General features: G+C 70.1%; 10 protein-coding genes and 1 pseudogene. 3 read left to right on the top strand and 8 right to left on the bottom strand.

Features of this window, described 5'->3' with window-relative positions:
• Positions 1-126: 126 nt before the first annotated feature.
• From A5696_RS09420 to ddaH, 4 genes are read right to left on the bottom strand one after another with little or no spacing between them, the layout of a single operon-like run.
• On the bottom strand, positions 127-1,005 hold the full coding sequence (locus A5696_RS09420; protein WP_067876873.1) for a universal stress protein: 879 nt from the start codon (positions 1,003-1,005) through the stop codon (positions 127-129).
• On the bottom strand, positions 1,002-2,435 hold the full coding sequence (locus A5696_RS09415) for an amino acid permease (RefSeq protein WP_067876870.1): 1,434 nt from the start codon (positions 2,433-2,435) through the stop codon (positions 1,002-1,004). Before A5696_RS09415 ends, A5696_RS09420 begins: the two co-directional genes overlap by 4 nt.
• Positions 2,436-2,464: 29 nt before the next feature.
• A complete protein-coding gene (gene rocD / locus A5696_RS09410) occupies positions 2,465-3,691 on the bottom strand; it encodes an ornithine--oxo-acid transaminase (RefSeq protein ID WP_067876869.1) in 1,227 nt (408 codons plus the stop codon).
• Positions 3,688-4,533 carry a dimethylargininase gene (gene ddaH, locus A5696_RS09405; protein ID WP_067876866.1) on the bottom strand — a complete coding sequence of 282 codons (846 nt, stop codon included), beginning with the start codon at positions 4,531-4,533 and terminating at the stop codon, positions 3,688-3,690. The genes rocD and ddaH overlap by 4 nt, the downstream gene beginning before the upstream one ends.
• 111 nt (positions 4,534-4,644) lie before the next feature.
• Here ddaH and A5696_RS09400 point away from each other — a divergent pair, with 111 nt between their 5' ends.
• On the top strand, positions 4,645-5,091 hold the full coding sequence (locus A5696_RS09400; protein WP_067876863.1) for an Lrp/AsnC family transcriptional regulator: 447 nt from the start codon (positions 4,645-4,647) through the stop codon (positions 5,089-5,091).
• 78 nt (positions 5,092-5,169) lie between these two features.
• Here A5696_RS09400 and A5696_RS09395 read toward each other — a convergent pair whose 3' ends face one another.
• Genes A5696_RS09395 through A5696_RS09380 form a run of 4 tightly spaced genes read right to left on the bottom strand, consistent with a single transcriptional unit; the run spans position 5,170 to position 10,375 of the window.
• Entirely contained in the window at positions 5,170-6,978 is a 1,809-nt protein-coding gene (locus A5696_RS09395; RefSeq protein WP_082968970.1) for a sulfatase-like hydrolase/transferase, read from the bottom strand.
• A complete protein-coding gene (locus A5696_RS09390) occupies positions 6,971-7,423 on the bottom strand; it encodes an SRPBCC family protein (RefSeq protein ID WP_067876859.1) in 453 nt (150 codons plus the stop codon). Before A5696_RS09390 ends, A5696_RS09395 begins: the two co-directional genes overlap by 8 nt.
• Positions 7,424-7,469: 46 nt before the next feature.
• Positions 7,470-8,321 carry an energy-coupling factor transporter transmembrane protein EcfT gene (locus A5696_RS09385; protein ID WP_067876857.1) on the bottom strand — a complete coding sequence of 284 codons (852 nt, stop codon included), beginning with the start codon at positions 8,319-8,321 and terminating at the stop codon, positions 7,470-7,472.
• Positions 8,318-10,375 (bottom strand): DUF2232 domain-containing protein, encoded by a 2,058-nt coding sequence (locus tag A5696_RS09380; protein WP_197516931.1) that lies wholly within the window; start codon positions 10,373-10,375, stop codon positions 8,318-8,320. Before A5696_RS09380 ends, A5696_RS09385 begins: the two co-directional genes overlap by 4 nt.
• Before the next feature lie 116 nt (positions 10,376-10,491).
• Between A5696_RS09380 and A5696_RS09375 the strand changes: the two genes are divergently transcribed.
• Together A5696_RS09375 and A5696_RS09370 are read left to right on the top strand one after the other, a co-directional pair.
• Positions 10,492-10,986: a MarR family winged helix-turn-helix transcriptional regulator gene (locus A5696_RS09375; protein ID WP_067876854.1), complete on the top strand. Its 495-nt coding sequence runs from the start codon at positions 10,492-10,494 to the stop codon at positions 10,984-10,986.
• Between the two features lie 94 nt (positions 10,987-11,080).
• Positions 11,081-11,393: pseudogene (locus A5696_RS09370) on the top strand (hypothetical protein); the annotation flags it as partial.

The raw sequence follows: 11,393 nt of genomic DNA, 5'->3' as shown, positions 1-11,393 counted from the left end.
CATAGCAACCTCCAAAATCAGTGGATGTTGCGTTGACCGTATGAATCCGCGCGAGTAGGTCGCACGCTCACGTCGATTTCGGCGTCCAAGGATTCCCAAGCGGTCAGTTGCCGAGCCTCGACGAGGCTAGCCCGGCAGCACCAGCACCGGCACCGGGCTCTCGCGAATGATCTTGGCGCTGCGCGAACCCAGGAACACCCGGCGGATCTCGTCGCGCGGTCGGGTGCCCAATGCGAGGATCTCGCCGTCCTGCCAGTCCACCTTGCGCAGCGCCTCCCCCCAGTCGTGGCCGGTGACGACCTCCAGCGCAACGTCTTCTGCGATCACCCGGTCGGTTTTCAAGCCGGCCTGTAGCGCCCGCGCCTGCGACGCCCAAGCCTCGAGGATCTCGTCCTCGGCATGCAAACCCACCTCGGGGGGGTACATCGTTTTGCCGCGGACGGCGAAGGTCACCACCCGCAGCGGCAACCCGAACCGCCGCGCCGTCTCGGAACACCGCCGCACGACCTCGACCGAGTCGGGCGTGGCGGCGTAGGCGCAGGTGAGCCGCGTCAATCCGCCTGTGCGCGCGCGGTATCCGCGCGGGCTGATCGCCACCGGCACGGGCGACGCGTGCAGCAGCCAGTCGGCGGTCGTGCCGATCACCGCCGGCCCGCGTCCGCCACTGGGCAGCGACCCGAGCACCACCACCTCGCCACCGGCCTGCTCGACCACCTCGATCAGGCCACCCGACACCGACCGGTGCGCTCGATCCACGTAGGCGACCTCGATCCCGTCACACAGGCCACGGAGAAAACGCGCGGCCTCGTTCGCCGAGTCCGCGGCCAGGTTGTCCGCCCACTGCTGGTACTCGGCGTCCACGCGCGCGAACGACGGCGCCAGCCAAGGCTGGGGCACGATGGTCGCCACCACGAGCGACGTGCCGAGCGACCGCGCGGCGCGGACGGCCAGGTGCAACCCCGACAGGCCGACCTCGCCGGCCCGGTACCCGACGACGACGCTCACGTCGCTTCGCTCTCGTTGAGCGCGCTGTGGTGGCGGCCCCAGACGAAGTAGAAGATCAACGCCACGGAGATCCACCCGGCGAACGCGATCCAGGTGTACCAGTGCAGGCTGATCAGGATGTAGCCGCAGGCCAGCACCGAAAGGGCCGGCGTGACAGGATAACCCGGCACCTTGAAGGCTCGCGGCAGGTCCGGTTCGCGCACACGCAGGATGATCACGCCGACCGATACGACGATGAACGCCGTCAGCGTGCCGATGGACACCATGTCCGTCAGCTTGTCGAGCGGCACGAAGGCCGCCAGGCTCCCCGCGGCCAGCGCGACGATCACCGTGTTGCTCACCGGGGTCATGGTCTGCGCGTTCACCGTGGCGAATCGCGCCGGCAGCAGCCCGTCGCGGCCCATGGCGAACAGGATGCGGGTCTGGCCGTACATGGTGACCAGCGTGACCGAAAAGATGGAGATGACCGCGCCGGCCGCCAGAATCGTGCTGGCCCAGCCGCCGTGCGTGACCTTGTCGAGGATCGTGGCCAGGCCCGCCTCCTGCTGGGCGGCGAAGTCCCGCCACGGCTGCGTGCCGAGCGCGGCCAGCGCGACGAGGACGTACACGGTGGTCACCGTGGCCAGCGCCGCGAGTATGGCGCGGGGCATGGTCTTCTGCGGGTCCTTGACCTCGTCGCCCGCCGTCGACACCGCGTCCAGGCCGATGTAGGAGAAGAAGATGGTGCCGGCCGCCGACCCGATGCCGGCGACGCCGAACGGGGCGAAGTCCTCCAGCCGGCCGGCGTCGAAGGCGGTGAACGCGAGGATCACGAACATGATCAGCACGCCGAGCTTGGTCAGCACCATGATCGTGTTGACCTTCGCCGACTCGCTGGCCCCGCGGATCAGCAGCAGCGCGCACATCACGATCAGGATCAGCGCCGGCACGTTCACATAGCCCGGTTGCGCGTCCCACGGCGCCGCCGACAAGGCATGCGGCAGCTGAAATCCGAACACGTTGCTCAACAGCTTGTTGAGATAGCCGCTCCAGGTGACCGAGACCGCGGCGGTCGACACCCCGTATTCCAGCAGCAGGCACGCGGCCACGCCCATCGCGACGACCTCGCCCAGCGTGGTGTACGCATAGGAGTACGACGAACCCGAAACCGGCACCGCGGCGCCCAATTCGGCGTAGCAGATGGCCGCGAGCCCGGCGGCGATGCCGGCGATCAAGAACGAGACGATCACCCCGGGGCCGGCCTCGGGCACCGCCTGGGACATGACGAAGAAGATTCCCGTGCCGATCGTCGAGCCGACGCCGAACATGGTCAGCTGGAAGGTGCCGATGCTGCGCTTGAGGTGGTCGGCGGCCCCGCGTGCGGCGTGGGCTCCGGCGACGGGACGACGCCGCAACATCTGCTCCGTCAGGCTGATCGAGCTGGCTGGCAAGTGTGCCCCCTGTTGCTTGGATCAGCTGATTATGCGCATGCCTCCCGCAATGCCGCAGCGAACTGGTCAATCGCCCAGTCGATCTCCTGATCGGTGACCACCAGTGGGGGCGCGAACCGCAGCGTCGAACCGTGGGTGTCCTTGACCAGCACGCCGCGGCGGGCCAACCGCAGGCTGATGTCCTTTCCGCTGCCCAGCGCCGGGTCGATGTCGACGCCGGCCCACAGGCCGAGGCCGCGCACCGCCAGCACGCCGTTGCCGATCAGCTGCCGCAGGCGGCTGTGCAGGTGCTCCCCCAATTGGGCCGACCGAGCCTGGAATTCGCCGCGCTCCAGCATGGACACCACGGTGGCGCCGATGGCGGCGGCCAGCGGGTTGCCGCCGAAGGTCGAGCCGTGCTCACCCGGACGCAGCACGCCGAGGACGTCGCTGTCGGCGACCACCGCCGACAGCGGGACCACGCCGCCGCCGAGCGCCTTGCCGAGCAGGTACACGTCGGGCACGACGCCCCACCGGTCGCAGGCGAACGTGTAGCCGGTGCGGGCCAGGCCCGACTGGATCTCGTCGGCGATCATCAGCACGTTGTGCTCGCTGCACAGCGCGCGGACGGTGGGCAGGTAGTTGTCGGGCGGGACGATGATGCCGGCCTCGCCCTGGATCGGCTCGATCAACACCGCCACCGTGTTCTCGTCGATCGCGCGGGCCAGCGCGGCGGCGTGCCCGAACGGCACCGAGCGGAACCCGGGGGTGAACGGACCGAACCCGTCCCGGGCCGCCGGGTCCGAGGAGAAGCTGACGATGCTGATCGTGCGGCCGTGGAAGTTGTTGTCGGCCACGATGATGTTCGCCCGGCCCGAGGGGACGCCCTTGACCTCGGCGCCCCATTTGCGGGCGACCTTCAGGGCGCTCTCCACTGCCTCGGCGCCCGAGTTCATCGGCAGCACCATGTCCTTGCCGCACAGCCGGGCCAGCGCCCCGCAGAACGGGCCGAGGGTGTCGGAGTGGAACGCGCGGCTGACCAGCGTGACGGTGTCGAGTTGGGCGTGCGCCGTCGCGGTGATCTCGGGGTTGCGGTGACCGAAGTTGACCGCCGAGTAGGCGGCCAGGCAGTCCAGGTAGCGGCGTCCGTCGACATCGGTGATCCAGGCGCCCTCGGCGCTGGCCGCGACCACCGGCAGCGGCGAATAGTTGTGCGCCGCATGCTTTTCCACCAGCGCGATCGCGGCGTCGGCTGCGCTGTCGGCCAGGATCGTCATGGGAATACCTCCAATGTGCAGCACTTGACGGAACCGCCGCCCTTGAGCAGCTCGGACAGCTCCACGCCGACCGGCTCGAAGCCGGCCGCCCGCAGTTGTGCGGCGAAACCCGTTGCGGCCGAGGGCAGCACGACGTGCAGGCCGTCGGAGACGACGTTGAGCCCAAGCACGTAAGCGTCGGCGCTTGCGACCGTGATCGCGTCGGGAAACAGCGCGCGCAGTCGCTGCTGCGCGGCCGCGCTGAACGCGGGCGGATAGAAAGCGATCGTGCGATCGTCGAGGACGGCCAGCGCGGTGTCGAGGTGATAGAAGCGCGGATCCACGAGCTGCAGCGAGACGACCGGCATGCCCAGCGCCGCGGAGATTTCCGCGTGCGCGCGCCGGTCGGTGCGAAAGCCGTATCCCGCCAGCACCGTATCGCCGACCCTCAGCAGATCGCCCTGCCCCTCGTTGACGTGCCGGGTCGACACGGGCCGGTAGCCAAGGGAGGACATCCAGCCGGCGTAGGCCCGGGCTTCGCCGGCACGCTGGGCGAACCGGAAGCGGGCGACCAGGGCGATGTCGCGGGCGAGGAACCCGCCGTTGGCGGCGTAGACCATGTCGGGGAGCCCGGGCACCGGCTCGATCACGTCCACGTGGTGGCCCAGTCGCAGGTACGTCTGCCGCAGGACCTCCCACTGCGCCTGCGCGACGTGGGCGTCGACGGGCGTGGTGACGTCCATCCAGGGGTTGATCGCGTACTCGACGGCGAAAAACGTCGGCGGAGTCATCGCGTACCGGCGGGCCCGCGGCGCGCGGATGGGCTGGGTGAGCGCCGGGGCGCGGACGTATGAATCCGTCATAAATCAACGGTATTTGCGACGCCTAGAACAAGCAAACGACGTTCCTTGCGTGTCTATAGTTGATTTATTGTGCGGCAAGCCGGTGTGCGGCGATTCGTTAAGGAGGAGCGCATGGACCGCCTCGATGAGACCGACGAGCGCATCCTCGCCGAGTTGACCCAGCACGCGCGCGCCACCTTCGCGGAAATCGGACAGCGGGTGAACCTGTCGGCGCCCGCGGTGAAGCGGCGCGTCGACCGGATGCTCGACACCGGCGTGATCAAGGGCTTCACCACCGTCGTCGACTACAGCGCGCTGGGCTGGAACACCGAGGCGTACGTGCAGGTGTTCTGCCACGGCACCATCGCTCCCGATCGGCTGCGGGCCGCCTGGGTGGACATCCCCGAGGTGGTCAGTGCGGCGACGGTCACCGGAACTTCCGATGCGATCCTGCACGTGCTCGCCCGTGACATGCGGCACCTGGAGGCGGCCTTGGAGCGCATCCGCTCGAGCGCGGACATCGAACGCAGCGAGAGCATCGTGGTGCTGTCGAACCTCATCGACCGGATGCGGACCTAGCGGCCGGTCCCGCCGCGCGAGCGTAACGACACTGCGAATTCCGGGCCGATCTTTCGCAGCCAGGTTACGCTCGCGTCGTCAGCGGGCGAACAGCCCGAACAGGCGCCTGAGCCGCGACGGCTTCGGCGCCGGCGGGCGGCGAGATGCGTAGGGCCACGCGTTGTTTCGCTCCGGCACGGAATTGGCCCGGGCCTGCTTGAGCCGCGTCCGTAGGTGCCCGCGCAACTCGTGCAGATCCGGGTCCGTCCATCGGTTGTCGGCTTCGATCGGGTCGGCAGTCAGGTCGTAGAGCTCCCACTGGTCGTCCAGCGGCGACGTGCGGTAGGCCTCGCCGCCGAGCCCGTTCGCGGCGAGGTGGCGCACGCCCGGTTCGGTCCAGGTGGCCGGGTCGTCGAAGGTGCGGACCAGCTTCCACAGGTGCCCCGCGCCGCCCGCTGCGGCCGTCTCGTCGACGCGCACGACCAACCCCTCAAAGTTCGAGCCCACATAAGCGGGCACCCGGATCCGCAGCGGCGCAGGCGGATTGACGGTTCGCTTGAGGCGGCGCGCCAGGCCCGAGGCGCCGCTGTCGCCCTCGAGCATGTTGTCGCGGGTCATCAGGTAGACCACGCGCGCCTCGTCGGCCGGCGCGCCGTCGACGACCGGCATCAGGTCGCGGCCCGGCATGTCGTGGACTTCGGAGAACAACTCGGCGAGTGTGGACGCGACGGCGGCCACGTCAATCCCCGCGGCGCCCAGCAGGGTTGGGACCAGGTCGACGTGCGACGTGGGCGCGGTGACGACGCGGGGCCGCGTGGCACCCGCACCGATGCGGGCGATCACGAACGGAACGCGGGTGGCCTCGTCGTAGAGGTTGAACCATTTCTGGTGCAGCCCACCGTGGGCGCCGAGCAGATCCCCGTGATCGGCCGTGCGCACCAGCACCGCATCGCCCGAGCCGCCCTCGGTGACCGCCCGCCTGACCCGGTCGATCGGCCCGTCCACCTCGGCGTGCAGGCGGTAATACAGGTCACGGTAGCGCTGGGCGTTGCGTTCGTAGCTCCAGCTGATCGCGGGCGCCGGGCCGTAGCCCGAGTAGTAGGCCTCGCGGAAGGCGATCTGCGCGGCCGGCTTGGCCGACAGGTCCTCGGCGGCGGTCGGCGCCGGCGGCACCGGCGGCGGGTCCAATGGCGAGGGCCGCAGCGGGCTTCGGCGCGCCCACGTGGGGAACAGCACGATGTCGTGGGGGTTGACGAAGCTGGCCACCAACAGGAACGGGCGCAGCGCGGCGGGGTCGCCGGCGCGGCGGCGGGCGTAGCGGTCGGTGAGCCACGCGACGACGCGGTCGGCGATCAGGGGGTCGCGGCGCACGCCCGCGTTGGCCAGCAGCGCTCCGTGCGGCTCCGGGCCCACCCATCCCGAAAAGCCGAACGGCCCAAGCGGATCGGCGTCGAGGTAGCGCCGCACCGCGGCGGAGTCGACGACGCCGTCGTCGTCGTTGGTCAGCAGGGAACGGCCGGTCGCCGGATCGACGAGGTCGGCGTGCGAGATGTGCCACTTGCCGTCGTAGTGCGTGTCGTATCCAGCGGCGCGGAACCAGTTGCCCAGGGTGGGCACCTCGCCGCGGCGCAGCCAGCGCATGCGGGAATCGTCGGCCGTCTTCCCGATGCCGTCGGTCTGGGTGACCCCGTGCAGGTCGGGGTAGTGCCCGGTGAAGATCGTCGGGCGGCTCGGCACGCAGGCCAGCGAACCGGTGTAGTGCCGCGCGAAGCTGACGCCGTGGTCGTCAAACCACTTGCGCCCGGCCAACGTTCGGTCGCGCCAGGCGAGCACGTCGGGAGCCTCGTAGGGCGGCACCGCGCGCTCCTCGTCGGTCATGATGACGACCACATCGGGACGATCAGACACGGGCGGCCTCCAATCGGTTCGCGAGCCCGGCGAGCATCACGTCGGACTGTCGCGCGAGAAAGCGACACACGACGCGTTCGGCCAGGGCTTCGGCCGGACCAGAACCTAATTCCACCGTGCTGGTCAGGCTCACCACGGTGGAACCGGCCGGACCCGCTTCCAGCGTCCAGCGGTTGGTCACCCGACGCAGGCGGCGGGGCAAGCCCTCGATGTCGTAGGCGAGCGCGTGCGGCGGGTCGAACTCGGTGATGCGCTCGACGAGGGCGTCGCGTTTGACCTGAACCCGCCGTGCGGTGCCCACCGCTGCCCCGTCGGCGCCGGAGGACAGGATGCACGAGTGGTCGACGTTGCCGGCCCACGAACTGATGGAGCCGAAGTCCGCGAGAACGTCCCAGACCTCTAAGGGGCGGACCGCGATGTTCCGGCTGCGGCGAATGTCGGTCACCCGCTCAAGCTACGCGAAAACCGTGTGTGTGACCGGGTTTCCCCGCCTAGGGCATGATGTGAAAGGCCGTCTCGAGCGCCACCGCGAGGCCGCCGGTCGCGACGGCGATCGCCATCGCGACCCAGTCCGCCCGCTTGGGCCGCGCCGGGTTGGCCGACAGTTGGCCGGTGCCCCCGCGGGCGGTGATCGCGTCGCCCACTTCGTCGGCGCGCCGCAGGGTCACCGTGATGGCGGCGGCCAGCAGGTCGATCAGCTCCAGGGCGTGCCGCCGGCGACGGGCCTTGCGGCTTCGCGGGATGCGTTTCGGCCGCAGCCGCCGGGCGGCGTAGAGCACCTGGAATTCGTCGATCAGCATCGGGAAGGCGCGCAGGGCCAGCGCCAAAGCCACCGACCACTCGTCCACCGGGATCCGCAACAGTTTCAGCGGCCGGCCCAAAGTCGCCAGCGCTGGCCCTATTTCGGCGACGTTGGTGGTCCACGACACCATGGCCCCGAGCGCGAGCAGGACGACCGTCAGCGCGGTGATGCGGAGGAAGTTCAGGGCTCCCCCGAGCCCGATCTCGAGCCCGCCCAGCGGGATCTTGGGAGTGCCGCCGGCCAGCGCGGCGGTGATGCCTCCCAGGGCGATGACGATCCACAGCCACCGCGGTACCGACGGCAGCGCGCCGCGCGGGATGTGCGCCATCCAGGCGGCCGCCAACACGAGCGCCGCCACCAACCCGATGGTCACCCAGCCGGGGTAGAACGTCAGCAGCACCGAAGCGCCGAACACGACGAGAAGTTTGGTGCCCGCCCACAGGTCGTGAATGGGCGAGCTTCCGGGCACGGGAACGAGCAGCACCACCGGACGCGGGGGGCGCCGGGTCGAGGCGCGGGACGGGGCGGGGGTTGTGGTCACGCCATGCCCCCCGCCACGGCGGGTACCGCTTCGAGGGTGCCGTTGCGCAGGTGCAGGGTGCGCGGGCAGAGATCCTCGACCCCGACGAAGTCATGCGAGATGACCACCACCGTCAACCCCCGCTCGCGGCGCAGGTCCTCCAGCAGGCGCAGCAGGCCCCGCTGGCTGGCGGCGTCCAACCCGGCCAGCGGCTCGTCGAGGATCAGGGCACGCGGCGAACGGGCCAGCAGTCCGGCCAGCACCACCCGGCGCATCTGACCCCCGCTGAGCTGGTCGATCGGCCGCTTGGCCAGGGTGGGATCCAGGCCCACGACGCCCAGCGCCGCCACGACGCGATCGTGCTCGCGGGCCGAAAAGCCCGCGGCGGAAGCAACTTCCAGGTCGACGCGGGGCCGCATCAGCTGGAGCCTCGCCGCCTGGAACGACAATGCGACCGTGCCGACCTGCTCGTGGGTGGGCCGGCCGTCGATGAGGCAGGTGCCGCTGGTCGGGACGGTCAGCCCGGCCATGATCCACGCCAGCGTCGATTTGCCCGAACCGTTGCCGCCGTGGATCAGTACGCCGTCGCCTTGCTCCACGGAGAAGCTGACGTCGCGCAGCGCGGCCTTGGCCCACGGGGTGCCGCTGCCGTATTCGTGCCCGACGCCGACAAGTTCGATCACCGGTGCGTCCGCGCCGCTACCGACCGCGGTGGCCCCCATGGTCACCGTCGGCGCCACCGCGGTTTCGACCATGCCCGCGTTGTCCGGCGACTCGCTGAGATCGATTGTGCGATCGGCTGATTCGGCCTCGTTGTTGTAGTGCGTGATGTGCACCAGGGCAGTGCGGTGCCGCTTGGTCAGCCCCGACAACACGCGGAGCAAGGCTTCCCGGCCCTGCTGGTCGACCATGGTGGTGACCTCGTCGGCGATGAGCAGGGCCGGCTCGCGGGCCAGCGCCGCGGCCAGCGCCAGCCGCTGCAGTTCGCCCCCGGACAGGCTTCCGGTTTCGCGTTCGGCGAGCCCGTCGAGGCCGACCTCGGTCAGCAACCGTTCCACGTCGATCTTGGTGCCGGGCGGCAGACCCCAGACCACGTCGTCGGCGACCCGGGTGCCCAGCACCTGGCTTTCGGGATGCTGCAGGACGACGGCCGTGCCGCCCAGCTTGCCCAGGCCTACGGCGCCGGGGCGGTGCACGGTGCCCGACGTCGGCTCCCGGCCGGCCAGGATCAGCATCAGCGTGGTCTTCCCGGAGCCGTTGGGCCCCGTGATCGCGACGTGTTCGCCGACGTTCAGTTCCAGGCTGACCTCGCGCAGCGCGTCCTGGCGGGAACCGGGATAACGGAACCGCACCTTGTCGAACCGCACGGGAACCGGCCCGACGGAACCCTGCTCGCTCGAGCTGCCCTCCCAGGCGTCCAACTTGTGCACATCGGGGATGCCGCGCATCCGCTCCAGCAGTCGCGACAGCGCCCACCAGCCGATCAGCGACACGATCATGATCCCGATGCAGTAATAGAGCAGCACCAGCCACTGCCAGTAGTGCACCGCGAAGGCGAAATACCGCTTCAGGTCGGCGGCGGCGCCCTGCATGTGCGTCCGCGTCAGGAAAGCGGCGGTGCCGTCCACGTCCGCGGTCATCACCTTGAAGATCAGGTGCCGCAACCGGGTCATCACCATCAGCGCGCCCACGTTCGCGGCGCCGAAGGCGAGTCCGGCGATCAGAGACGACACGATGACGGTCGGTGTGCCCCGGCGCTTGCGCTTGATGAATCCGGTCAGCCCCCCGATGTAGACGCAATGGACGACGGTCATGAGACCGCCCAGCCCGGCGATGAGGAAGGCGATCACCCCGGCGGCGACCGTCGCGGCCACCAGGACGCGAAGCCGGTAACGGTAGGCCAGCAGCCCGGTGGGCACGGTGCCCAGCAAGGCCAGTCCCGCGGCGAACGGGACGGCCACGGAGATGATCGCGATCACCGCGCACAACGCCCCCATCACGGAGGCCTGCGCCAATTCGACCGGTTGCAGCGCTCCGCCCCGAGGGCGCGCGGGGGACGATCGAGGGGCGGTCACTTCATCGATTCTGCCAGGCCGCGGCAGTTACTCGCCGCGCCACACCATGCGCAGGGGCTTTGGCGCCGGGCGTGTGAGACTCGTCTCGCTTAGCAAAGCTATGCAAACATGGACGTATGAATGCATCCGCCGCCAACCACAGCGATGTCGTTGACGCCGCAAACACACCGCAGTCCGGCCTGGGGGCCGACCTGCTCGCCGTCGTCGCCCGCCTCAACCGGCTGGCCACCCAGCGCATCCAGATGCCCCTGCCCGCGGCCCAGGCCAGGCTGCTGGCCACCATCGAGGCCCACGGCGAAGCCCGAATCGGCGACCTGGCTTCCGTCGATCACTGTTCGCAACCGACCATGACCACCCAGGTACGCCGGCTCGAGGATGCGGGCCTGGTCACCCGGACCGTCGATCCGGGGGACGCCCGGGCGGTCCGGATCCGCATCACCGCCGACGGGATCCGCACCCTCAACGCCGTTCGGGCCGACCGGGCCGCCGCGATCGAACCGCAGTTGGCCCTGCTCGAGCCCGGGGACCGCGAGGTGCTCAGGGAAGCGGTCGGGGTGCTGCGGCGGCTGCTCGAGAACGCCGCGTCGGCACCGCGCCGCCATACCCTGTGACGACGACGGCCCGGTGACGAAAGATCACCAGCGGGTAGACACTGGAATCGATGTCTGTTCGGTCTGACCGTGACGGAAGGGGGCGGTGATTCGGATGGAGGCGTCCGCCTACCCGGCCGCCCCGTTGACCGTATGGGTCGGACCGGCGCGGTACGTCTTCGCCCCCGGGCGCGACGTGCTGGTCGGCCACGGCCGCGGCGTCGACGTTCCGCTGCAGCGCCCGGGTGGCGGCCCACCACCGCCGGTGCCCCAGCCGGACGTGGTGCTGCGGTTCACCGGCAGCCACTGGGTCGCCATCGACAGCGGCCCCCGCGGCATGTACGTCAACGGCTCCCGGGTGCCGACGATCAGTTCGAGCAGCGCCGAATGCTCGCCGCCGACGGACCGACCACGGCGGTCAACGTCCC

The organism is Mycobacterium sp. E2699, from assembly GCF_001666745.1.
GTDB lineage: Bacteria > Actinomycetota > Actinomycetes > Mycobacteriales > Mycobacteriaceae > Mycobacterium.
Note: the sequence above shows the minus strand (reverse complement) of the source record. Positions and strands in the feature narration are given on the sequence as shown.

What these genes read in the sequence shown, in the direction of transcription:
- rocD (WP_067876869.1), bottom strand. Translation starts at nt 3,691, where the DNA reads ATGACGATCCTGGCCGACAGCGCAGCCGACGCCGCGATCGCGCTGGTG.
- ddaH (WP_067876866.1), bottom strand. Translation starts at nt 4,533, where the DNA reads ATGACGGATTCATACGTCCGCGCCCCGGCGCTCACCCAGCCCATCCGC.
- A5696_RS09400 (WP_067876863.1), top strand. Translation starts at nt 4,645, where the DNA reads ATGGACCGCCTCGATGAGACCGACGAGCGCATCCTCGCCGAGTTGACC.
- A5696_RS09375 (WP_067876854.1), top strand. Translation starts at nt 10,492, where the DNA reads ATGAATGCATCCGCCGCCAACCACAGCGATGTCGTTGACGCCGCAAAC.